Genomic DNA, 22776 nt, shown 5'->3' with positions numbered 1-22776 from the left:
CCCGGCAAACCTAGTGGACGACCCACTCGAACGCCTCGGCCTCCGAGCGCGCGCCTTCCAGCGCGCGGGAGCGGTTGGGTTCGCCCAGCTCGTCGAGGAGCCCTTCGGTGAGGCCGACCAGATCGGCCAGCGCGGCCGGGGTGAACCAGTCGGGTCGGGTGGCGAAGAGGATATCCTCGGAGGCGGTGTTTCCGCTGGCACCGGGGGCGAAAGGACAGCCGCCGAGGCCGCCGAGCGCGCCGTCGACCATGGTGGCGCCCGCGGCGACGGCGGCGAGGGTGTTGGCCACACCCATGCCCCAGGTGTCGTGACCGTGGAAGACGATGCGGCGCGGCGGTGTGGTGTCGCGGACGGCGGCGACCAACGCGCTCACCTGACCGGGGTGGGCCTGGCCGAGAGTGTCGGCCAGGACGATGTCGGCGGCACCGTCGGCGCGCGGGTCGTTCGCGATGGCGAGGACGCGCTCCGGATCGACGGGACCGTCGAACGGACAGGTGAAGGTGGTGGCCAGGCACAGCTGGATCTCGCCACCTGCCTCGTGGGCCAGGCGGATCGCGTCGGGCATCGCGGCCACCGAGGTCTCGGTATCGCGGCCGATATTGGCCTTGTTGTGCGCGTCGGACACCGAGAAGCAGTACTGGAAATTGCGCGCACCGGCTGCGGCGGCCTTCTCGACGTGGCGCGGCGTAGCCACCCATACCCAGCATTTCGCCAGCTCATCGGGGGTGAGAGCCGCGATCAACTCGAGCGAATTGGCCATCGGCGCAACCAGATCGGGCCGCGCCATCGAACCGATCTCGAGCGCGGGCACACCGGCGGCGAGCAGCCTGCGCACCACGTCGACCTTCCGCTCGACGGGCAGTACCTTGCCGGTGAGCTGCAGACCGTCGCGCAGCGTCACGTCCCGCAACAGCGGTGCGGTCATCGCCGCTGCTCGGGTTCTTGCGTCGGCACGCACATCACGCCACCGCACGGTTTGTCGCCCACGCTGGCCGGGGTGGGGTGGACCGTCGGACGCACATGACCCGGACCGCGCGGCTCCCACTTGTTGCGCACCGGCGGGCGGCGCCTGCCGTGTACTCGCCTCGTCACAGTGCCTCCAGCGCGTCGATCTGATCTTCACTCATCCCGAGCAGCCCGCCGAGCACTTCCCTGGTGTGCTCGCCGAGGTCGGGGCCGACATTGCGGATCGGCAGCGATGCGCCCCCGATCACCGGGACGATGCCACCGAAACCCACCTGTTTGGGTTCCGCCTCGCCCACGTCGACGGGGAACGTCTGGATCATATTGCGTGCGCGGTACTGCTCGTCGGCCACGATGTCGGCGGCGGTGTAGATCGGGCCGCACGGGATGGCGGCGTCGTCGAGCACCTTCAGCGCTTCCGCGCGGGTGCGCCCGATCGTCCATTCCGCGATCGAGGCGTCGAGGCGTTCGCGGTTGCGCCAGCGGCCGTTGTTGTCGGCGAGTTCGGGGTCGACGGCCAGGTCGGGGCGGCCGATGACCTGCATATACCGCTGGAAGATGGCGTCGCCGTTGCCACCGATGATGATGGAGAAACCGTCGCTGGTCGGGTAGGCGTTCGACGGTGCGATGCCCTCCATCCGGCCGCCGACGCGCTCGCGATTGATGCCGTAGGCGAGGTGGTCGGGGATCAGCGATTCCATCACCGACAGGATCGACTCGTTGAGCGCGACGTCGATGATCCGCTCCACCTGCGGCACCGGAGCCGCCACCCGTTCGCGCTGGAACAGCGCCATCACGGTCCCGAAGGCCGCGTAGATGCCCGCGATCGAATCACCGATCGATACCCCGGTACGCACCGGCGGCCGATCGGGATCGCCCACCAGCTCACGCAGGCCACCGACCGCCTCCGCAACCGCGGCGAATCCAGGCCGAGCGGCCATCGGCCCGGTCTGCCCGTATGCCGAGATACGCGTGATCACCAGCTTCGGGTTCGCTGCTTCGAGCGCCTCCGGCCCGAGCCCCCACTTCTCGAGCATCCCCGGCCGGAAGTTCTCGAGGAGCACATCGCACTGCTTCACCAGATCGAGCACGATCGCGCGCCCCGCCTCGGTGCGCAGATCCAGCACGATCGACTTCTTGTTGCGATTGACGGTGCGATACAGCATCGAGGTATCGCCACCGTACAACCGCCAGTTGCGCAATTCGTCGCCCGTTCCCGGGCGCTCCACCTTGATCACCTCGGCGCCGAAATCGCCCAGAATACGTCCGGCAGTAGGAGCGGCAACATAGTTACCGAGTTCCAGGACGCGAACACCGTCCAACGGCCGAATACTCATGGCTGCAGTATCGCAGTGCGACCCCAGGTGACGCCGGGCACATGCGGGCCCGGCGGCGAACCGATAGTTCAGCTGGCGAGGAGTTCCACTTCCTCGATGATCGAATAGTCCTCGGCGTTGCCCTTCAGGACGGTGCTGGTCTGCCCGTCGACACCTACCGGGATGTCACCGGCGAGGGTGATCCGGGTGAGGCGACGCGGCTGGTCGTTGTAGTCGTCGATCGCGTAGTGCTGGGTGGCACGGTTGTCCCAGATCGCGACGTCGCCGTCGAGCCAGTTCCAGCGCGTGGTGTTCTCCAGCTTGGTGACCCGATCCTGCAGCAACCGGAACAGCTGGTCCGACTCCCTGGCCGGGATCCCGACGAACTGCTTCACGAAGTGGCCGAGCAGCAGCGAACGCTCGCCGGTTTCGGGGTGCACCCGCACGACGGGGTGTTCGGTCTCGTACACATCGGACTGGAATTCCGTCGAGTACTCGACCTGGCTCGGACGGACCTTGTCCACGCCTGCCGCGTAGTCGTAGAGGTTGGTGTGCACCGCGCGCAGGTTCTCGGCCAGCACCTTGAGCGGTGCGGGCAGCGAGTTGTAGGCCGCGACCGTGGACGCCCACGTGGTCGAGCCGCCATAGGTGGGCAGGTGCTCGGCCCGCAGGATCGATGCCTTCGGCACCCGGTCGACGAACGTCACATCGGTGTGCCAGGAGTTGGCGCGGCTGCGCTCGGAATCAATGGCCAAGCTCTTCACACCGGCCGACTTCACCGTCGGATGCGGGGTGGTCGGTGTGCCGAGCAGCTGCGCGAACTCGTACTGGCCGTCCTCGGTGAGGTGGTTCTGGCCGCGGAAGAAGATCACCTTGTGCTCGTTGAGCGCACGACGGATCCTCGCTACGGTCGCCGCGTCCAGATCACCACCGAGACGGACACCATCGATCTGCGCGCCGATGTGGGCGCCGAGCTTGGTCACCGTCAGGGTGGTGTCGGTAGCAGTGTCGACCGTCATGGGGATCACCTTCAATTCGTTCTCGATCGGTTTGCTGTGTAGCAAGCACACCGCGAAAACGCCCCCGCAGACAGGTTTTATCTCGGGATGATCGGAAGGCGCTCAGCCAAGGCTCTCCCGCAGGTAGGCCAGGTCGTCGGCCACGCCGTCGACCGGGGTTTCCAGGATCACCGGGGCGCCCGCGGTGCGGCAGACCTCGGCGAGCAATTGCGGGTCGATGGTGCCGTCGGCGAAATTGGCGTGCCGGTCGGCGCCGGAATCGAATTCGTCGCGCGAGGAGTTCAGGTGCACCAGGTCGATGCGACCGGTGATGGCCTTGATCCGCTCGACCACCCCGACAAGTTCCTCACCGCCCGCCCACGCGTGACAGGTGTCGAGACAGAAACCGGCACCGTAGTCCCCGACCGCGTCCCACAGTCGCGCGATCGAATCGAAGTGCCGTGCCATCGCGTGATTGCCGCCCGCGGTGTTCTCGATCAGGATCGGCACCGCGAACCCGCCCTTGTCCTGCTGACGTTCGAACAGCTTGCGCCAGTTGTCGATTCCGGTGTCGAGCTCGGCATCGGAGCGCACGTGCCCCCCGTGCACGACCAGCCCGAACGCACCGAGATCGGCCGCCGCCTTCGCCTGCTGTGCCACCGCGTTACGCGAGGGCATCCGCAGCCGGTTGTTCAGGCTCGCCACATTGATCTGATAGGACGAGTGCACGACAACATCGATCGGACTGGCCAGAATCTCGGCGGCCTTGGGATGCGGCTGGGGTTTGTCCCAGCTCTGCGGATCGACCACGAACATCTGGACAACCTCGGCACCGAGCTTCTCGCCGAAGCCGATCGGATCGCTCTCGTCGCGAACGTGTGCTCCAATGCGCATGATCCCACCCTAATATCAGGCACCGACAACTTCGGCCGATGTTGCACCGCGGTGGCTTCGGGAGATACATCGGTAGAATTTCGGGCGGGTGCTCTGCCCTGGAGGGGGTGACTTCGCGTGTTGCGCAAAGGCGACGTGTTCGCCGGGTACACGATCCGGCGTGTGCTCGGCCAGGGTGGCATGGGCGTGGTCTACCTGGCCAGGCACCCGCGGCTGCCCCGGCTGACCGCGCTGAAACTGCTCAGCCGCGAGCTGTCGGTCGACGAGGAGATCCGCCGCCGCTTCGAACGCGAAGCCGATCTGGTCGCCCAGCTCGAGCACCCCAATATCGTCAATGTCTACGACCGCGGCACCGATGACGATCAGCTGTGGATCTCCATGCAGTTCGTGGCGGGCACCGATGTGGCGACCGCCGATGTGAACGTGCTGACCCCGGGCCGGGCGGTACAGATCGTCGCCGAGACCGCCACCGCACTGGACTTCGCGCACGCGAGCGGCGTTCTGCACCGCGACGTGAAACCGGCGAACATCCTGCTCGCCAAGCCACCGATCGGGCGCCCGGAACGCGTGGTGCTCACCGACTTCGGCATCGCGGCGGTGCGTGACAGCGAGACCACGCTGTCCTCGGCGGGCACGATCACCGCCACCCTGGCCTATGCCGCGCCCGAGCACCTGGCAGGCGCTCCGCTGGATCATCGCGCCGATCAGTATTCGCTGGCCTGCACGCTGTTCTGGATGCTCACGGGCTCGGTGCCGTTCCCCGGACCGAGTCCTGGCGCGGTGATCCAGGCGCACCTGAGCAAGCCCGTTCCCCCGCTGCGCAGTCTGCGCCCCGATCTGCCCGCGACTCTCGACGCGGTGCTGGCCAGGGCCACTGCCAAGCGAGTCGAGTCGCGTTTCGCCAGCTGTGCCGAGTTCGCCCAGGCGGCCAAGGCCGCGCTGTTCGCGGTGCCGGGGCCGTGGCATCACCAGCAGCAGTACACCGCGGCGGGCGTGGTTCTGCGCGCCCGCGACCCGTACCCGCAGGCACCGGGATATCCCCGGCCGCAAACCCCGGCACAGCCCTACCGCAACGCGCCACCGCCGACCACCCCCGCGCAGCCGTACCCACACGCGCACACCCCGCCGACCACTCCCGCGCAGCCGCACCCGCATGCGCCGCGGCCGTCCACGGGTGGCCCGGTGCCACCGCGGCGCGGAACCGCTCGCCCCGGCACCATCGATTTGCCTGGTGGCCGTAACCATCCCGGCTATATCGTGCCGCCCCAGCAGCGGCGTCCGCCGTGATCGTGGCCGCCTTCGGCGTCGTCGCCGACTGATAAGGTTTCGTTGATTTTCCCGTGGCGGGCAACCTCGGCCGCGGCTTTTATGCTGTACGCGCGTGCGCTGGTGGGTCCCGGCGCGCGGCGGGAAGTGGAGCAGACATGCTGGCCAACGGAGATGTCTTCGCCGGCTACGTCATCGAACGGCAGCTCGGTCGTGGTGGCATGGGTTCGGTCTATCTAGCCAAGCATCCTCGCCTGCCGCGGATGACGGCGCTGAAGTTGCTCAATCGCGAGATGTTCTTCGACGCCGAGGTGCGCGCGCGCTTCGAGCGGGAGGCCGATCTCGTTTCGCGCCTTGATCATCCGAACATCGTCACCGTCTACGACCGCGGACACGACGACGAACAGCTGTGGATCTCCATGCAGTTCATCGACGGCGTCGACGCGGCATCGGTGGATCCGCAGACGCTGCCGCCCGCCCGCGCGCTGCAGATCGTGAAGGAGACCGCCGACGCGCTGGACTACGCGCACGGCATGGGCGTGCTGCACCGCGACGTGAAACCGGCCAATATCCTGCTCGCCCGCTCGGGCGCGGGCCGTGGCGAACGGGTCTACCTCACCGACTTCGGCATCGCCCGATTGCGCGACGACACCGGCCATCTCACCCAGACCGGCACCTTCACCGCGACGCTCGCCTACGCCTCACCCGAACAGCTCACCGGCGCCGCGCTGGACCACCGTTCGGACCAGTATTCCCTTGCCTGCGCGCTGTTCTGGCTGTTCACCGGTTCGGGACCGTTCGCGGCGACCAACCCGGCCGCGGTCATCCAGGGCCATCTCCAGCAACCGCCGCCGTCGTTGAGCAGTGTGCGGCCCGGACTCTCCTACGCGCTGGACGGCGTGCTCGCCAAGGCGATGGCCAAGCGGCCCGATGACCGGTTCGATTCCTGTTCGGAGTTCGCCGAGGCCGCGATCGAGGCGCTGAACAGTCCGAGCGCGCCCGCGCTGCCGATTGTCGGTTCGCGACCTGGCACCGGTGGGTCGCTGCCGATCGCCGGGCGACCCACGACGGGCGGCGCGATTCCGCAGACCGGTCTGCCGTATCCCGTTGCCACGCAGGGTCCGATGACCGGCGGCCAGATGGGCACCGTGCACGGCCCGATGACCGGCGGCCAGATGGGCACCGCCCAGGGCCCCATGACCGGTGGCCAGATGGGCACCCACGGGCCGACGACCGGCGGCCAGATGGGCACCGCGCAGGGGCCGATGACCGGTGGTCCGATGGGTACCCAGCGGCCGATGAACCAGTCGCCGACCGGCGCTTCGCAGAATCCCTACACCCCCCAGTCACGCCCGCAGTACCAGTCCGCGCCGCAGCCACAGGCCAGTGGTTTCAACCGGTATCCGCAGGGACAGCGACCGCCGTCGAAGTCGAACACCGGGCTGATCATCGGCATCGTCATCGCGGTGCTCCTGGTGATCGTGCTGCTGATCGGCATCGGCATCGCGGCCAGCGGCGATGACGCGGGCGGCGGCGAGCGCACGACGACAACGACAGCGGCCAAGCACATCACCCCGAACGCCGAGGCCATCAGCGCCGAATTCGGCCGGATCGTGCCCGCCACCGTCGACGATTCCACCGGGTACAACGGCGCCACCTGCTGGGAGACCGACAACAGCGATCCGCCATCGCCCGCGGAAGGCGAACCCGATTTCGGCGCCTGGGTCCATCTGTGGAGTTGCTTCGGCGGCGGCGACAGTGACGACCCGTTCTACCGGATCTACGCCTTCGACTCCGCCGCCGACGCCAAGTCGGTGCTCGACGGCCTGCCGACCAACACCAAGTCCACCGACAGCAACGGCGGCAAGCAGTACACCAACTACAAATACACCGACAACGGGAACAAGATCATCACGCAGTTCACCGGCGACCCCGACCGCGCCCAGTTCCTGATGTACACCGACGGCTACGGCACGGCCGACGAGGTGCTGCGCTGGTGGCGCTCGGCACCGCTGAACTGATGTCGATACAGGACGAGGGCGGCGTTTTCGCCGGATATACGATCGAACGACTGCTGGGCCGCGGCGGCATGGGCTCGGTGTACCTGGCGCGCCATCCGCGGCTGCCACGCCGCACCGCGATGAAGCTGCTCAACCGGGAGTTGTTCTTCGACAACGAGATCAGGGCCAGGTTCGAACGCGAGGCCGATCTCGTGGCGCAGCTGGAGCACCCGAATATCGTCACCGTGTACGACCGGGGTGTCGAGAACGATCAGCTGTGGATCTCGATGCGCTACATCGACGGTGCCGACGCGTCGTCGCTGCCATCGCCGGTCGACCCGGCACGCGCGGTCCGCATCGTCGCCGAAACCGCGGCGGCACTGGACTTCGCGCACAGCCGAGGTGTGCTGCATCGCGACGTGAAACCCGCCAACATCCTGATCGAACCGGTCGACGGCACCGAACGCGTCTACCTCACCGATTTCGGCATCGCCCGTCTGCACGACGACAACGCCGCCAAGCTCACCCAAACCGGCACCTTCACGGCCACACTGGCTTTCGCCTCCCCCGAACAGCTCTCCGGCATCACCCTCGACGGCCGTGCCGACCAGTACTCCCTGGCCTGCACGCTTTTCCGGCTCCTCACCGGAACCACCCCCTTCGATGCCACCAACCCCGTCGCGGTGATCCAGGGCCACCTCCAGCAACCCCCGCCCCGAGCGAGCACCCTCCGATCGGGCATCACCCCCGCACTGGACGCGGTCATCGCCCGAGGCATGGCCAAGCGCCCCGAAGAACGCTTCGCCACCTGCGCCGAATTCGCCGCCGCAGCCTTGCGGGCATTGGCCGGTCACCCTGTCCCGCAGCAGATTCACGGCTCGGCGCCGACCAGAACCTACCCGCCGAACTCGCCCTTCACCCCGGGCGCCGGTTACCCGGTTGCCGGACACACCGACCCGAACACACCGGGCGGACAGACGCCATGGCCGGGCACAACCGGTCCCGATCAGTCGTGGGCGGCAGGCGGCCAACCCGGGTACGGCCCGCAGTGGGGAGCGAACGCCGCGCCGAGCTCTGGTCAGCAGTGGCCTGCCGGAGTGCGCGGTCGACCGTGGCCCGCACAGCCGAGTCCTTCGTGGCCGAGCGGGTCGTCTCCGCACCATGCGAGCGCGCCGAATGCCCTCGCGCAGCGTCCCCGCGACGCCGGGCGTTCCAGGCAGACGAGCGGGCGCTCCTCGGTCGCCGAGGAGTATCTCGGCAAGAAGCGGAACTCACGCTGGGAGGGCTCGCCGATCGGCTGGCTGGTGATCATCGCCGCCGTGGTGTTCCTCGGCTGGATTCTCGTGAAGGCGTTCGGCGGTGACGGCGACGCAGGCGCCTCGGGGCGGCCTGGTCTCGAAACCTCCGAGGTCGCACCGTCTTCCGCGGACGCGACGACCTCCGCACCCCAGCGCCTGACGTCGACGACGCGTCCGACCACCGACCGGCAGATCGTCGGCGCCAACGCGGCACAACTCAGCGACGAGTTCCCCCGCATGCTGCCGCACACCTCGGCGAGCAACCTCGTCCATGCCGGTTCAGGTCTGGGCAACGCGGGCTGCTTCGCCTACGATCGCGCGAGCGCCAGCCGCGATTCCGACGACGCCGATATGGGCGACTGGTCGGTCATGTGGCATTGCTTCGGCGGCGGCAACAAGGCCACCTACGAATTCTTCCTCTACCCGTCGGCGGGCCTGGCCGCGCAAGCGATCTCGGGCCTGCCCGCCAATGATGTGCGCCCTACGACGCACACCGACCGCACCTACACGAACTTCGTCCTGCACGACAGCCAGCCGCGATCACCGCGCATGGTCACCCGCTTCGACGGCGACCCGGGCCGCGACAGCATGCTCATGTACAGCCGCGGCTTCATCGCCGACGAGGCGCAGATGCTGGATTGGTGGCACACCGCCCCGCTGGTCTAAGCAGTCAGTGCGTAGTGCACGAAGTCGCGCACCGGCTCGAAGCCGATGCGTTGGTAGATCTTGTTCGAGGTCGGATTGGCCAGGTCGGTGAACAGGCAGGCATCGGCGCCCTCCGCGCGAATCCGGCCCGCGACCGTGGCGGTCAGCGCGCTCGCGAACCCGTTGCCCCGGAACGGCGGTGGGGTGTAGACCGGCCCGATCCTGGCCCAGCCGAGGACCGCCGCGTGCCGGGCGACCAGCGTGACGGGCTTGCCGTCGTGCTCCCACAACCACGAGGTTCCGGCCTCGATGCGCTTGCGCACCGCCGTCTCGTCGAGTCGATGTGGCACATCGGCTTCCACACCGAACTCCTCGGTCATCGCGATGCAGACGGCCACATCGTCGACGGTGGCCTGCCGCGGTGCGCCAGGAGCATCTGGCACATCCAGGGCGCCGAGGCGGAACAGGCGGACCGAGAACTTCTCGCTGTAGGTACCGCCGTTGGTCTTCGACCAGTGCGCCGCGAAGGCAGCGGCGTCGGCGTCGACGCCCTCGACACTGCTCAGCGCGATGCCATGCGCCGGGAAGGCATCGGCGACGGCCGAAATGGCGTGTGCGGGCAGCTCACCGAGGTAGGCGGCGCCGTTCGTGCACTGCGCGAGGCCGACGACGGATCCCGCGCCGTCACGGACGCTCAGGAATTGCGTCGCCATCCCGCCGGACCTGCCGTTGATCCGGTTCACCATGGCAGTCGCGATGACCGTGTGGCGCAGCGGATCGCCATGGAGGAACGGCTGCACGTCGTCCAGGAACCGGGCCGCGTCAGCGGTGATCTCGATGCGCACCGTATCGACGGTAAGCCTTCACACCCGGGGCCGCATTCGAATTATGAGGTGTCTCAGGTTGTTTCGCGTGCGTCCCGATCGGTGCGCAGCTTCAATAGGATGAGGCCAGCCGTACAGGCCAGGATCAGCCCGGCAACGGCGATCTCCACGTGCAGGCCCGCGATCCCGAGGCCGGCGCCGACGAGTCCGCCGACGAAGAACAACCAGCCCATGATCCGTGCGGCAATCGCGAAGGCGCGGTTGCCGGGCGGTGTCGATGACAGATGCCCGTCGGTGGCCGAATCGGTGTTCGCCGCCGCGGTTTCCAGCCGGGGTGTCGAGAGTGCTCCCATGAGATTCTCCTCGATGACGCCGATCAGATACTTTGCGTCGCGCAAACCTCGCGCGTCAGGGGTTTCGGTCCGGGCGTCTCATGCGTAACTTTGCTCACACACGCTACGACTCGGCGACGCCGAACGTGCGCGACACGTCCCCACGACACGCCGAATTGATCAATCCGATATCTGGACCACATGCGTTTAAAATGCGCTCTTCGGCCCGACCTGAACTACTGTGAGGCGATCTCGAAGCCGACGAGGAGTAAGCAGGCGATGGATAACAGCAGGGCCAAGTTCGTGGGTCCGGCAGTCGCTGTTGGCGCGGTGTCGCTCGGACTGATCATCATCGGTGCGTGCGGTGTCGGACAGCAGGATGTCTACGTTCCGGCGCCACCGTTGAGCGCGGACCTGGCCGCCGCACCCGCGCGGGCCGCCGACCAGCCCACCTCGACGACGGTGCACATCTCGATCCCGCCGTCGCCGAGCTGGCGGATCGCGCCGTACATGTCGCCGCGTAAACCGTTCAGCCTCAGCTCCACCGAGACCTCACCGTCGGAGACACCGCCCGAGGGCGAACCGGCTCCCGAGTCCCGCCCGGCCGAGGCGACAACGGAATCCCGATCGCCCGAGGCGGCGCTGCGCCCGCCGGAGACCACCGAAGCCGAACCGACGACGACCACCCGGCCGCAGATCCCCACCCGGCCGAACCCGACCCGCACCGTCACCCCGCCCCGCAGCGACGACGAAGCGGCCGAGGACTATCCGCCGACCCACGTCTTCGACCACGCGACCCCGACCAGGGTCGTCCCGGCCGACACCGGCGCCACGCCGACCCCGGCAGCGACCACCGAGACGTCGACGATCACCGAAACCCCGGCCCCCACTACCGCCGAGGGCTGACACGACAATGGTGCGCACCCGAACCGGGCGCGCACCATCATCGAACAGCTACAGCTCGACCAGGTCGTACTCGCCGATCCGATCGGCCAGCTCGCGCCGATGTTCCAGTGCCCCACCGAGTGTCTGCCCGATCGCGGTCAACCGGGCAACGTAGTGGCTCACCGGATACTCCGCGGTGACGCCGATGCCACCGTGCATCTGGATCGCCTCCTGGCCGATGTGCTCGGCGGACTTGCCCACCTGCAACCGCGCCCGTGACGCGACCACCGGATCGTTGCCGCCGTCGGCCAGCGCCGCCGTCGCGTACAGGCTCATGCTGCGGGCCAGTTCCAGCGAGACGTAGCAGTCCGCCGCCCGCTGGGTGAGCACCTGGAATTTCGACAGCGTGACCCCGAACTGCTTGCGGGTCTTGAGGTATTCGGTGGTCAGCGTGAGCGCGACCTCCATCGCCCCGACCGATTCCGCGCACAGTGCCGCCTGCGCGTAGCCCTGGGTCTGGGCGATCTGCTCGGCCGCGTCGACGTTGTCGCCGAGCAGTGCGCCGGTCGCGTTGTCGAAGTCGAACTGGGCGGCGCGGCGACCGTCGAACGTGCGGTACGAACGTCGTTGCACGCCGTCCTGATTCGGGTCCACCAGGAACAGGCCGGTCCCGCCGCTCGGGAGCACCGCACTGACGATCAGCTCATCGGCCACGTCACCACGCAGCACCGGATTCTTCACACCGGTCAGCGTGTACCCGTCACCATCGGCCACCGCGGTGGTGGTGAGCTCGGTCGAGGGCCACCGGATGCCGGGCTCGGTGTGGGCGAAGGCGAGCAGGGTGATGCCCTCGGCCAGCGCGGGCAACAGCCGTCGGCGCTGTTCGGCACTGCCTGCCAGCCGCAGCAATTCGGCCGGGATCACCACCGAGTCGAGCACCGGCTCCGGAGCCAGCGCGCGGCCGAGCTCCTCCTGCACCAGCATTGCCTCGACCGGGCCCGCGCCGACGCCGCCATCCTCCTCGGGAATGGTCAGCCCGAGCACCCCGAGGTCGGCGAGCTGCTTCCACACCGTGCGGTTCCAGCCGGGGTCGGTGTCGCCGGCCTTGGCCAGCGCCTCGCCGTCGTAGAACCGGTGCAGCAGTTCGCGCACGGTGTCACGCAGCATCGTCTGTTCGTCGGTCAGTGCGAGTTCCATGTCAGCGCCTCACAATCCGAGGATCGTGGAGGAAATGATCGAGCGCTGGACCTCGCTCGAGCCTCCGTAGATGGTCACCTTGCGGTAGTTCAGGTAGCCGGGGCCGGTGTGCTGGGCCCACGCGGGCGAGGCGATGCTGTCGGCGCCGACCGGCAGCGCGTCGGCGCCTGCGATCTCGAGCAGCAGTTCGGTGGCGGCCTGCTGCAAGTCGGTGCCCTTGAGCTTCAGCACCGAGGACGCCGGATTCGGCTTGCCCTCGACCGAGTTGGAGACCACCCGCAGCTGGGTCAGTTCCAGGGCGAGCAGTTCGTTCTCCAGCTCGGCCAGCCGCGCCGCGAACACCGGGTCGTCGAGCAGTGTGCCGCGCCCGGTCCTGGTGGCGCGGGCGTAGTCCTTCGCGAGGCCGAGCTTGACCTTGGTCTTGCCGACGCCGGTGATGGAGGTGCGCTCGTTGCCGAGCAGGTACTTGGCGTAGGTCCAGCCCTGGTTCTCCTCGCCGACGAGCTGATCGGCGGGCACCCGGACGTTCTCGAAGAACACCTCGTTGACTTCGTAGCTGCCGTCGATCAGCTTGATCGGCCGCATGGTGACACCGGGAGACTTCACGTCGAAGAGCAGGAAGGAGATGCCCGCCTGCTTCTTCGGTGCGTTCGGGTCGGTGCGCACGAGGCAGAAGATCCAGTCGGCGTACTGGCCGAGCGTGGTCCAGATCTTCTGGCCGTTCACGATGTAGGAGTCGCCGTCGCGCACCGCCGTGGTGCGCAGTGAGGCGAGGTCGGAGCCCGCGTCGGGCTCGGAAAAGCCCTGGCACCACCAGATGTCGAGCGCGGCGGTGGGCGGCAGGAAGCGCTGCTTGAGTTCCTCGGACCCGAACTGCGCGATCACCGGGCCGACCATCGAGGCGTTGAACGTGAGCGGCTCCGGCACCGAGGCCAGCTGCATCTCGTCGAGCCAGAGGTGGCGCTGCATCGGCGTCCAGTCCTTGCCGCCCCAGGCGACGGGCCAGTTCGGCACGCACAAGCCGTTGTCGTTGAGGATCTTGTTCGCGGTGACGATGTCTTCGCGGGACAGATCCTCGCCGTGCTTCACCCGGTCACGGATGTCGGCCGGGATCTCGGTCGCGTAGAAATGCCGGAGCTCGTCGCGGAAGGCGATCTCTTCAGGGGACAGGGCTAACTTCATACGGGTCTCCCAGTCGCTCGTAGCCGTCGAAGAGAAACCTACCCTTCGGTAATCCCCGGTGTCGACTACATCACACTCCGGTGACTGTCCCAGCGGCGCTCACTCCACCGTCGGCGGCTCGGCGACCCGTGCGACGACCTGGTACGTTGCCAGTCGAACCGGACTATCCGGGGTATGAGCATCCACCGAGGAGTTACGGGTGAACGGCAGATCCATCGCAGGTAGAGCAGCGGCGGTCACCGCGGCGAGCATCAGCGCGCTGGCACTGCTGGCCCCGAGCGCGGCCGCGACGCCCACCGACGACGCGATCGGCCACCTCACCCACCTCGCGGGCGAGGACGCCACGGCGAAGGCCGGTGTCGGTGCGATCGCCAGCTTCACCGGCATCGTCGGCGTCGACACCCTGCGCGACATCTCGACACAGTTCACCCCCTTCACCTACGCGGCCCCCACCTTCGGCTGCGGCAGCAACGGCCCGATCACCACGATCATCGCCGCGGCGTCGTTCGAAGGACCGGGCCCGCGCACCGAGACGAGCCTGGCACCGGGCGACATCCGCTTCAGCGCGAGCCCGCGCCACACCGGCGTTCCGCTGGCATCGGGCCTCAGTGTCGCCTGGGTCAATGTGAACAACGGTCAGAGCGGCATCATCGGCCTCGACGACCAGACCGAATACAACATGCCATCACTGTCGAAGACGGTGTCCAGCGGTGCGGGCACCGTGGTCGCCTCGATGTGGGGAACCATCGACTACGCGGGCGCTCGCTGCGTGATGACCCCGACGGTCGGCACGTTCGTCGTGCCCGATCTGCCGGTGGCGGTCCCCGAAGCCCCCGCGGCTCCGCCCGCCCCCGAACCTCGGGCCGTCAACCCTGGCTCGGGCGAATCCTCCTCTAGCGCACCGACATCGAAGGCCCCGGCGCCCGCTCCGGTCGAAACGCCCCAGCCGGCCCCGGTGCCCGCTCCCCCGGCCCCGCCTGCGGCGGCCAACGTCGGCGGCTGAGCCGGCTTCGGAGCAGGTCCACGGTCGGCGCACGAATTCGCCGACCGGGCGACGGCAGCCCGGTATCCGCGCCCGCCGGTCATCTCGACGGTTGCGTCAGCCGATCGGGCGGATGCGCAGGACCGTGCCTTCCTCCGAGCCCGCGAGCAGAGCCGACGGGTCGGCCGGGTCGGCGACGACGGCGGTGAGCGGCTGGGTGGCGACGACGGTGCAGGCGGTGCCGGTGTTCGGGTTGACGCGGACGAGGTGCCCGGCCAGCGTCGTGACGAACAGGGCGCCGTCACGGACGACCAGGTCGTCGACGAAATCGGGCAGTGTGCCGAACGAGGTCAGGTCGGCGACCGTGGTCGGTGCTCCCGGGTGGGTACGCGAGAGTCGCAGTACGCGACCGACGGGTCCACCCGCACCGACGAAGTTCGCGGTGACGTAGACCGAATCACCCGACACCACAACACCGTTGGGGCCGTCGATGCTGACGGCCGACCACCAGTCCATGTCCTCGTTGCCGTCGCGGCGCAAGCGGTGCAGGCCGTTGCCGGTGGTCACGTACAGGTTGCCGTCGGCGTCGAACGCGGCACCGTTGGGCTGCGGGAACCCGGTCGCGAACGCGACGGGGTTCGGCTGCGCTGCCGCCGGGTCGAAGCGGACGATGCCACCCGAACCGGCCAGCGGCGAGTTGCCGGTGACCACGTACAGCAGTCCGTCGGGACCGAGCCGGACCGCACCGGGCGACGGCACGGCGACGGTGGCGGTGAGTCGCCCGTCGCGGTCGTAGCGCTGCACCTCGCCGCGCATGACCCGCGAAACCCACAGATCACCCTGGGCGTCGATGCCGAAGTTCTCCGACCAGTCCAGCAGCGGCACACTCGACCTGATCGCGACGTCCTGGCGCGCCTGTCCGCACGACGACAGCGGCGCGGCGCCCGCGATGGCACCGGTACCGAGCGAGGCGCTGCTCACGACAGCCGCGCCGACCACAGCACGGACGACGCAACGGCGGAACGACAACATCTGCAACCCTCGACTCTGTTGAACCAGTTCGACGCGCGAAGTCTAACGGCTGCGGGCCCACCGTGTGCAGCCCACGTCACCTGCGGTTCCGGTGACCGACAACCACGGACCGGCGCTGTCCCCCATGACAATTGAGTCGGCGCAGCGGTGATAATCGAAGGGTGCCCTACTTCGACGGCGAGCGCGGACGACTCCACTGCCGGTGTTGGTCCATCGACCAGCCCGCGGCGAGGCTGGCGCTGTTGCCCGGTACCGGGCAGCACAGCGGGCACTATCACCGCTTCGCCGCGGCGTTGCGTCCCGCCCGGATCGAGCTGTGGACGCTGGACACCTCGGGGCAGGGACTGAGCGAAGGCGATCCCGACGCGCCGGGCACCATCGACGAGCTGACCGCCGACGCGCGGGGATTTCTCGAACTCGTCCGCGCCGATCATCCGGGGGCGCCGGTGTTGATGGGCCATTCCCTCGGCGCGGTCACCGCCGTGAACCTCGTGCGCGAAAATCCGCCTGAGCTGGCCGGACTCGTCCTGTGCGGCACCCCGCGTCGCGTCGCCGACACCGTGCCGGATCCTGGTCTCCCACTGCTCGCGGTGCACGGCGTGGACGACCGGCGGGCACCCATCGATGTAATCCGGCTATGGACAGCACGGCACCGATCGGTAGATTTGCGCGAGTACGCCGACGCCGGACACGACCTGTTGCACGAACCGGTGCAGCACCGCGTGGCGGCCGATATCGCGGAGTGGGTACTCACCGCGGTGCGATGAACGACGAAGGGGGAACCGGTGCAACCGAACCGAACGGGGCTGCCGAATACGGCGGCTCTCGGCCAAGCCGTCGACGAGGGTGGGCTGTGGATCGACGGGGTGCTCGTCGCCGACGGCGCGCCCGAACGGTGCGCTCTGCGCTACGAACGACTCGCCGATGAAGTCGAAGCCCAGGTGCGGGTTCTCAGCCAGGCCGCGGTCATCCCCGGTTTCGGCGGACTCGCCTCGGGTGGCGCCCTGCGTACCGGCTTCGAGACCAAGGCGACCGAGGCACTCGACGAACTGCGTGCCTACGCGAGCACCGCGCGCGAGCTGGCCGCGGTGTTCCGCGCCGCCGGGGCGAACTACCGCGATGCCGATCAGGCGCTGGCGGGCGCGGTCGCCGCGATCGAGGTTCCCGGTGGTGGCGATGCGTAGCATTTCCGGCCGCACCGACGCCGACTACGTATCCGTCGTCGAAGTCTTCGACAACCTCTCCCATGACGAAATCCACAGTGCGGTCAGGCAACTCGACCCGGCGGCACTGACAGGCGCGGCCCAGACCTTCCTCGCCACCGCCACCGGCCTCGGCGACGGCATCGAGATCGCCCACGGTGAGATCCGTGCCGCCATCGCCGACGGCTGGCGCGGCGCCGCGGCACAGCAGGCCTCCGACGCCGTGCGCGACTTCGAGCACACGGGTCGACGGATCGCCGATGTCCTGACGGCGGTCGGGGTCCGGCTCAGCCAGGCAGGCGACGCCGCCGAGTCCATTCGCACCGCCATCGCGGAACCCGCCGGCACACAGCCCGATCCGGCTGCGGCACTCCTCGACTCCGAGCAGGCGGCGAACAACGCCACGATCACCCGCGAAGCCGAGAACGCCCGGCTCGACGCGGTGCAGGCGATGGAGACGATCTACGCCGGAGCCTTCCTGCCGACCGGGTCGGGGGTGCCCGCGTTCACCGGAATCGCTACGGAGACAGGAACTGCCGCTGCCGGTGTCGCGCCGTCGGGTGCCGTGCCATCGTCCGGAATCCCGCAGGTCACCGCGCCCGGGGTCATCGCATCGACGACCACACCGGCAACCGTCACCGCCGCCACGATGCCCGCCGGATCCTCACCGGTTGTCGGCAGCACGAGCACGACATCGACAAGCAGCGGCACGCTCCCGGCAAACAGCAATGCCGCGGCCCCGACACTGTCGACAAGTGGGGCCCCCGCCGCCACAACCCCGGCCGCTGTCGCGAATCCGGTTCGGCCGCTGACCAACTCCACGGGAACAGCGAGCACCACCTCGGCTGGACCTGCGAGCACCACCCCGGCATCGACCACGTCATCGGGTTCGAGGCCGGCAGGCAGCCGCCCCCGCCCCGCATCGACCGACACCGGCACCACCGCGGCCTCCGGTCAAGTGGCCGAGGCCGCGGCAGGCAGCGAAGCGCGGCAGGAGCGTGATCCCGCGGTGTCCGGTGGTGAGGCCGCGGCCGGGATGGGCGCGGGCGCTATCGGCGGCATGATGGGTGGGGCGATGGCCGCCACGGATCAGACGCGGCCGTCCGGTGGACAGCGGCCTGCCCCGGTGGAGGAACCCGAGGACGAGGACGACGAGTTCCTGCGGTTCCTCGAGGAGGAGCCGACCTATCTCGAGCCCGCCGACGAGGTGAACGCGCTGATCGGAAAGATGGATCCGACCAGTCCCGCCGTGCTCGGTGAGTGGACCGAGCGGGAGTGAACTGGCACTTCACCCCGGACCAGTTCGCGCTGACCTGGGCACGCACGGACGGCGACCGGATCCCCTATCCGCTCGCCGTCCGCGCGTCGGCACGCGACACCGTCGAGCGCGCCGCCCAGCAACCCGCGCTCGATGCCTGGTGCGCCCGCACCCTCGACGCCGACCTCGCGGCCGCTCTGCGCGTGCTGGCGAAACCGGAGATCCGGGTCGAGGTGTGTGGCCACGCGCCCGCGCCGGTGCGGATGCTCGGCGCGGTCACCGCGGATGTCGCGGTCCTCGCGGTGCAGGATCCCGGCAGCGCGCCCGACCGTGGCGGCTCGGTCCATGTTCAAGTCGGCAGCACGAAACGTCTTGCCGCCCAGGTGTTCTCCCGGCTTCCGGCGCAACCCCCCGGCCGCATACCGCGCATCACCGCCCCGGCGACTCGCGTCGACGAGGACAGCCGTGACCTGGTGACCGCCCCCGTCGCGGGCCCGTCCGACGCCGCCCGCATTCGCCGGCTCCTACAGCGCCCCCGCAGCGGCATCGGCCAGATCCTCGTCGCGGCGGGCACCGACCCGAAACCCACGGGCGTGCTGTCCTGGATCGACCTCACCGGCGACGGCCGCTACCTCGTCCACGCCAGTCGGCACATCGACATCACCCCCGCCACACCGGATTCCGCCGTGGAATGGTTGCGCCGCCTGCTCCGCAGCGTCTGACTACCCCCGGCTAACCGAGCTGGAGGAACCCTGCCAGGTCGGCCAGCTCTTCCGGAGTATCCGGAAGGTACTCGGTGAGCAAGGGCGAGCGGATGACGATGGCCTTCCACATGGCTCGGCAAAGGGTCGCGTGGATGACGGTGCGCGACAACAGGGGTCGCATTCCGAAGGGTGCGTCGGCGGGGGTCGAGGTGGTCATCGACAGCAGGACCACCGCGGCTTCGCGACCCCGGAAGCGGTCGGGAGTGCCCACGAGCACGTCTTCGATCTTGGCGCGGGCCAGCAGAGTTCGGATGCGCGCCACCTGGGCGGCGTAGGGGGCGACAACGAAGATGTCGTGCGGGTGGAGTTTGCGGGTTCCGCCGTCGGAGGTCCAGGTCTCGCCGAGCAGCACGCGCACCCGGCGCACCACTTCACGCGCCTCGGCGTCGGATTCGGTGGCGCTGCCACGGTGCTCGACGAGCACCGTGCTCACGCCGGGCGCGATCCCTGCCAGATCCCTTGTCAGGGTGATCGCCTCGTCCGCGCGTAGTCGGCCGTCGTAGCAGCTCGCCGACACCGGTTCGCAGATCGCGGGGTGCATGCGCCAGGTGCGGTCGAGGAAGTAGCCACGGTCGACGGGCAGCGTCGCCGCCCCTTCACACAGCCACTCCAAGGCCGAGACCTGCACGGGTTGTGGATGTTTCGCCAGCGACCTGGCCGGGACGGGGTCGCCGATCAGCAGCAGATTGCGCGCGCTCACCGCGACCGCGACGGTGTCGGCCAGCGAGCATTCACCGGCGTCGGCGATCACCAGCAGGTCGAGGGCGCCGGGCGCGATCAGCCGGTCGTCGACGAAATCCGCGGTGGTGCCGCCGATCACGCAACCGTTGACAGCATTGTCGAGGAATCGCGGATACCGCGTGGCATCGATCGCTACCCAATCGGGGCCGACCGAGGCGACGTCCTTCTTCGCCACGAGCTCGGGCAGCAGCCCCGCCTCGACGACCGCGTCGAAGATCCGCTCGATCACCGCGTGCGACTGCGCCACCACCCCGATCCGCCACTTGTGCCGGGTGACCAGCCGCTCGAGCGCACGCCCGGTGATCCCGGTCTTGCCGGTGCCGGGCGGGCCGTGCACGGCCAGGTACGAGGCGTCCAGCGCACCGACCGCGTGAGCGAGAACGGCGCCGAGGTCATCGTGGGGGTGCGGGAGCGCCATCCCGTCGCGCAGCCGTGGCGCGCGGCGCAACAGCAAGTCGTAGACCGCGTTCTCCGGCACCCACGGCAGGCTCATCAGCAGGTCCTGGGCGGTGAACTCCAGCGCGGCCTCGATCTCGGCCTCCCCGTCGGGCGGGCCGGGGGCGATGGCCGCGGGCAGGTCGTCGTAGGGCGGGCAGCCTGCCGGGAGCAGTTCTTCCAGCCGGACGGTGTCGTCGAAGTTCGGGTCGACGGCGCATCCGAGCACGGTGGCGGTGGCGGTGGCGCGGCGGCCGAGCGTCTGGGTCATGCCCGCCGCGGCGGCACCGTCGTAGATGGTGACCATCTGCGTGCCAGGGGTGAGCGTGGCGCCAGTGCCCAGCCTGCCGGTGAGGGTGAGGTAGCGGCGCATCGTCGGAAGTTGCGGCGTGCGATGCCATTTGGTGTCGACGGTGCCCCATTCGACGACGAGCACGCCCGGCGCGTCGGCCCAGTCGCCGACCGGATGGCCGAGCCGATCGATGTGGGCCCACCAGCGGGGCTGCCGTTCACGCCGGTGATAGCCGAGGATCGCGGCCGTCAGTGCGGCGGCGCGCGCCGAATCTCCGTGCGCGTCAGCGGCGAACTCACTGAGCGCCGCTTCCAGCGAGCCGGGGTGCAGCGAGGGCGGCACATCGGATTCCGCGACGGCGAACCGAGTGCCCGGCACCGTGATTCCCGCCTCGGTCGCGCGATCGAGCAGCCAGTCGCGGATACCGAGAACCGTCGCCGCGCGACCGGGCGTATCCGGCAGCAAGGCGGCGAGTCCCGCCGCGTCATAGGACTGTTCACCGATCAGCAGCGCGGTGCGCACGATCGGCGCCAGGTCGACCAGCGCTCGATCGGCCAACAGCTCATCGAGGAGATCGGCACCGGTTCCGAGCTGACCCGCCCAATCGAGCAGCGCCGTCCGGATGTCCGAACCGTAGTGGTACACACGCACATTCGGGTCCGCCGCCCGATGCTCCGCGATGATCTCCAGCAATTCCTCGAGCACTCCGCCGTCCTGCGTCGACGGACCACCCGCGTAACCGAAGCCGAGCGGGCTGCGCGGTGCCGGATCGACACCGGCCGGGCGTGGATCGGCGGCAGGCGCGTCGACCGAGTCGTCGACGACTATGCGCCGGAAGGAGATGGTGTCCGCGTCCGACGGGTCGGCACTGGGATAGCCCGCCGCGTTCGCCGGTTCGACGCCCGCCGGGCCGAAGACCACCGCGTTCGTATCCGTCGGACCGACCGGCGCGGTGGGGCGGTAGCTGATGTTGTTGGGCTGCTCCACACCGGCGACGACCGGCCGGAAGACGATGGCCGTGGCATCGGCGAGTTCGAGGCCGGTGATCGTGCCGTGCCGGTCCAGGTCGATGACCAGGGCGAGGTCGCCGGGGCGTGGGGCGGGCAGGGCGCCGAGCGCGGTGGCGTCACGGAGGGTGAAGGCGGGCCGGCCGGTGCGTTCGCGAACGAGCTGGATGTCGGCTTGTTTGCGCAGGCCCGCCAGCGTGCGGGGAGCGAGGCCGGGGACAGGGGTGCTGGTGGTGGCGAGGCGGTCGATCGTGAGCACGCCCGCCTCGCGCAGCCTGGCCCGCTGGGTGGGGCGGATTCCCGCGACCAGCAACAGGTCTCGCGCGTTCGCCGCCGCCGCACGGCAACTGGGACACCGGCCGCACGCCAGATAGCGCGGATCACCCCACTGGACCGGCAGCAATTCCGCCAGCTTGTCCTCGATGATCTGCTCCACCCGAGCCCGGCGCGCCGAATACACCGGCGCCAGTTCGTCGCTCACCTCACGCCGCACACCATCGGCCGTCCAGAGATAGGCCCAACGATCGACGCCGACCCCTGCCGCGGCGAGCGCCTGCGCACACGCCGCGAATTCGAGGCGAGCACCCAGCAATTCGCGCGCCGGATCGACCTTGACGGCCTGCACCAACGCCGCGACCCGCTCGAAAGGCGTCCGGCCCGCGGCCAATTCGCGACGCAGCACCCGGCTGTCGGCAGCGGATCCGACAAAACCACTGAACTCCTCGTCCGCCGACACCGAATCATCGCGCGACCCTGCCGGTGGCGTTCCGGCATCACGACGACGCAGCGACCCTGGCACGCCGACCGAATCCTGGCCGAGCGCATTGTGCACGGTGTAGCCAGCGGGACCACGGACCAGAAGATCCGCGCCACAGGCGAATCGACCGTCGAAGAACACCGCGCCGACGATGGCCTCGGCGCCGGAACTCAGCGCTCGCGCGGTGTGCTCCGCGGCGGATGTCAGCGCCGCGATCCGGGCGGCCGGATCGCCGCCGGCCACCTCGGATGACGGAATCCGGACGAGCCTGTCACCGAAGTGCGCGACCAGTTCGGCGGACGGATCGGCCGTGCGCAACAGCGGCACGGTCGTGTCGGGGACCCCGGGCAGGTTGCCGAGGGCGGCGTCGATTCCGCGCAGCACCGCGAACTCACAGTTCGCCGCGCGCGCGAGATCGCCGACGGCACCGACCACCCGATCACCGGACACGAACAAGCGCGGCCCTCCTGTGTTCACGCACACCCGACGCCCAACACCTTAACCAG

19 protein-coding genes are annotated in these 22776 nt (G+C 69.1%); 9 read left to right on the top strand and 10 right to left on the bottom strand.

The features are described from left to right. Window positions 1-10: 10 nt before the first annotated feature. The 4 genes from ACFWPX_RS06485 to ACFWPX_RS06470 form a co-directional block, all read right to left on the bottom strand. Complete coding sequence (locus ACFWPX_RS06485; RefSeq protein WP_378926496.1) at window positions 11-925, bottom strand: hydroxymethylglutaryl-CoA lyase; 915 nt, start codon at window positions 923-925, stop codon at window positions 11-13. 163 nt (window positions 926-1088) lie between these two features. After that, window positions 1089-2300 (bottom strand): CaiB/BaiF CoA transferase family protein, encoded by a 1212-nt coding sequence (locus tag ACFWPX_RS06480; RefSeq protein ID WP_378926495.1) that lies wholly within the window; start codon window positions 2298-2300, stop codon window positions 1089-1091. 68 nt (window positions 2301-2368) lie between these two features. After that, complete coding sequence (locus tag ACFWPX_RS06475) at window positions 2369-3298, bottom strand: TauD/TfdA dioxygenase family protein (protein WP_378926494.1); 930 nt, start codon at window positions 3296-3298, stop codon at window positions 2369-2371. A gap of 102 nt (window positions 3299-3400) precedes the next feature. Next, on the bottom strand, window positions 3401-4171 hold the full coding sequence (locus ACFWPX_RS06470) for a deoxyribonuclease IV (protein WP_378916909.1): 771 nt from the start codon (window positions 4169-4171) through the stop codon (window positions 3401-3403). A 117-nt stretch (window positions 4172-4288) separates the two neighbouring features. On the opposite strand from ACFWPX_RS06470, the gene ACFWPX_RS06465 reads away from it, so the two are divergent. The 3 genes from ACFWPX_RS06465 to ACFWPX_RS06455 all read left to right on the top strand — a co-directional run bounded on the left by ACFWPX_RS06465 (window position 4289) and on the right by ACFWPX_RS06455 (window position 9401). Continuing rightward, window positions 4289-5458, top strand: coding sequence for a serine/threonine-protein kinase (locus ACFWPX_RS06465; protein WP_378926493.1), 1170 nt, complete (start codon window positions 4289-4291; stop codon window positions 5456-5458). 137 nt (window positions 5459-5595) lie between these two features. Further along, entirely contained in the window at window positions 5596-7458 is a 1863-nt protein-coding gene (locus tag ACFWPX_RS06460; RefSeq protein WP_378926492.1) for a protein kinase, read from the top strand. Next, window positions 7434-9401, top strand: coding sequence for a serine/threonine-protein kinase (locus tag ACFWPX_RS06455; protein ID WP_378926490.1), 1968 nt, complete (start codon window positions 7434-7436; stop codon window positions 9399-9401). The genes ACFWPX_RS06460 and ACFWPX_RS06455 overlap by 25 nt, the downstream gene beginning before the upstream one ends. On the opposite strand, the gene ACFWPX_RS06450 is transcribed toward ACFWPX_RS06455, so the two are convergent. Together ACFWPX_RS06450 and ACFWPX_RS06445 are read right to left on the bottom strand one after the other, a co-directional pair. Then, window positions 9398-10225: a GNAT family N-acetyltransferase gene (locus tag ACFWPX_RS06450; RefSeq protein WP_378926488.1), complete on the bottom strand. Its 828-nt coding sequence runs from the start codon at window positions 10223-10225 to the stop codon at window positions 9398-9400. The genes ACFWPX_RS06455 and ACFWPX_RS06450 overlap by 4 nt on opposite strands. A gap of 53 nt (window positions 10226-10278) precedes the next feature. After that, a complete protein-coding gene (locus tag ACFWPX_RS06445) occupies window positions 10279-10557 on the bottom strand; it encodes a hypothetical protein (protein WP_378916924.1) in 279 nt (92 codons plus the stop codon). 258 nt (window positions 10558-10815) lie between these two features. Between ACFWPX_RS06445 and ACFWPX_RS06440 the strand changes: the two genes are divergently transcribed. Continuing rightward, entirely contained in the window at window positions 10816-11442 is a 627-nt protein-coding gene (locus tag ACFWPX_RS06440; protein WP_378916927.1) for a hypothetical protein, read from the top strand. Window positions 11443-11490: 48 nt separating this feature from the next. Here the strand turns inward: ACFWPX_RS06440 and ACFWPX_RS06435 are convergent, their stop codons facing one another. After that, window positions 11491-12618, bottom strand: a complete 1128-nt coding sequence (locus ACFWPX_RS06435; RefSeq protein WP_378926487.1) for an acyl-CoA dehydrogenase family protein — start codon at window positions 12616-12618, stop codon at window positions 11491-11493. 9 nt (window positions 12619-12627) lie between these two features. Then, entirely contained in the window at window positions 12628-13800 is a 1173-nt protein-coding gene (locus ACFWPX_RS06430; protein ID WP_378916932.1) for an acyl-CoA dehydrogenase family protein, read from the bottom strand. Window positions 13801-13999: 199 nt separating this feature from the next. Here ACFWPX_RS06430 and ACFWPX_RS06425 point away from each other — a divergent pair, with 199 nt between their 5' ends. Next, a complete protein-coding gene (locus tag ACFWPX_RS06425) occupies window positions 14000-14803 on the top strand; it encodes a hypothetical protein (protein WP_378926485.1) in 804 nt (267 codons plus the stop codon). 96 nt (window positions 14804-14899) lie between these two features. On the opposite strand, the gene ACFWPX_RS06420 is transcribed toward ACFWPX_RS06425, so the two are convergent. After that, complete coding sequence (locus tag ACFWPX_RS06420; protein WP_378926484.1) at window positions 14900-15814, bottom strand: hypothetical protein; 915 nt, start codon at window positions 15812-15814, stop codon at window positions 14900-14902. 161 nt (window positions 15815-15975) lie between these two features. Between ACFWPX_RS06420 and ACFWPX_RS06415 the strand changes: the two genes are divergently transcribed. The 4 genes from ACFWPX_RS06415 to ACFWPX_RS06400 are packed head-to-tail and all read left to right on the top strand — an operon-like array spanning window position 15976 to window position 18996. Then, window positions 15976-16581 carry an alpha/beta hydrolase gene (locus ACFWPX_RS06415; RefSeq protein ID WP_378916940.1) on the top strand — a complete coding sequence of 202 codons (606 nt, stop codon included), beginning with the start codon at window positions 15976-15978 and terminating at the stop codon, window positions 16579-16581. Window positions 16582-16599: 18 nt separating this feature from the next. Further along, window positions 16600-16998 carry a hypothetical protein gene (locus ACFWPX_RS06410; RefSeq protein ID WP_378916943.1) on the top strand — a complete coding sequence of 133 codons (399 nt, stop codon included), beginning with the start codon at window positions 16600-16602 and terminating at the stop codon, window positions 16996-16998. Continuing rightward, window positions 16991-18295: a WXG100 family type VII secretion target gene (locus ACFWPX_RS06405; protein WP_378926482.1), complete on the top strand. Its 1305-nt coding sequence runs from the start codon at window positions 16991-16993 to the stop codon at window positions 18293-18295. The genes ACFWPX_RS06410 and ACFWPX_RS06405 overlap by 8 nt, the downstream gene beginning before the upstream one ends. Next, window positions 18292-18996, top strand: a complete 705-nt coding sequence (locus ACFWPX_RS06400) for an ESX secretion-associated protein EspG (protein WP_378916949.1) — start codon at window positions 18292-18294, stop codon at window positions 18994-18996. Before ACFWPX_RS06405 ends, ACFWPX_RS06400 begins: the two co-directional genes overlap by 4 nt. 10 nt (window positions 18997-19006) lie before the next feature. Here ACFWPX_RS06400 and ACFWPX_RS06395 read toward each other — a convergent pair whose 3' ends face one another. Then, entirely contained in the window at window positions 19007-22720 is a 3714-nt protein-coding gene (locus ACFWPX_RS06395; protein WP_378926572.1) for an AAA domain-containing protein, read from the bottom strand. Window positions 22721-22776 lie beyond the last annotated feature (56 nt).

The organism is Nocardia sp. NPDC058518, from assembly GCF_042719655.1.
In the GTDB taxonomy this organism is placed as follows: Bacteria; Actinomycetota; Actinomycetes; order Mycobacteriales; family Mycobacteriaceae; genus Nocardia.
The sequence above is the reverse complement of the archived record's forward strand: the minus strand, read 5'-3'. Positions and strand labels throughout refer to the sequence as shown.

Excerpts from the sequence above, each read along its gene's own strand:
- ACFWPX_RS06445 (WP_378916924.1), bottom strand. The coding sequence starts at position 10,557 with ATGGGAGCACTCTCGACACCCCGGCTGGAAACCGCGGCGGCGAACACC.
- ACFWPX_RS06440 (WP_378916927.1), top strand. The coding sequence starts at position 10,816 with ATGGATAACAGCAGGGCCAAGTTCGTGGGTCCGGCAGTCGCTGTTGGC.
- ACFWPX_RS06405 (WP_378926482.1), top strand. The coding sequence starts at position 16,991 with ATGCGTAGCATTTCCGGCCGCACCGACGCCGACTACGTATCCGTCGTC.
- ACFWPX_RS06435 (WP_378926487.1), bottom strand. The coding sequence starts at position 12,618 with ATGGAACTCGCACTGACCGACGAACAGACGATGCTGCGTGACACCGTG.
- ACFWPX_RS06485 (WP_378926496.1), bottom strand. The coding sequence starts at position 925 with ATGACCGCACCGCTGTTGCGGGACGTGACGCTGCGCGACGGTCTGCAG.
- ACFWPX_RS06470 (WP_378916909.1), bottom strand. The coding sequence starts at position 4,171 with ATGCGCATTGGAGCACACGTTCGCGACGAGAGCGATCCGATCGGCTTC.
- ACFWPX_RS06430 (WP_378916932.1), bottom strand. The coding sequence starts at position 13,800 with ATGAAGTTAGCCCTGTCCCCTGAAGAGATCGCCTTCCGCGACGAGCTC.
- ACFWPX_RS06420 (WP_378926484.1), bottom strand. The coding sequence starts at position 15,814 with ATGTTGTCGTTCCGCCGTTGCGTCGTCCGTGCTGTGGTCGGCGCGGCT.
- ACFWPX_RS06460 (WP_378926492.1), top strand. The coding sequence starts at position 5,596 with ATGCTGGCCAACGGAGATGTCTTCGCCGGCTACGTCATCGAACGGCAG.
- ACFWPX_RS06475 (WP_378926494.1), bottom strand. The coding sequence starts at position 3,298 with ATGACGGTCGACACTGCTACCGACACCACCCTGACGGTGACCAAGCTC.
- ACFWPX_RS06480 (WP_378926495.1), bottom strand. The coding sequence starts at position 2,300 with ATGAGTATTCGGCCGTTGGACGGTGTTCGCGTCCTGGAACTCGGTAAC.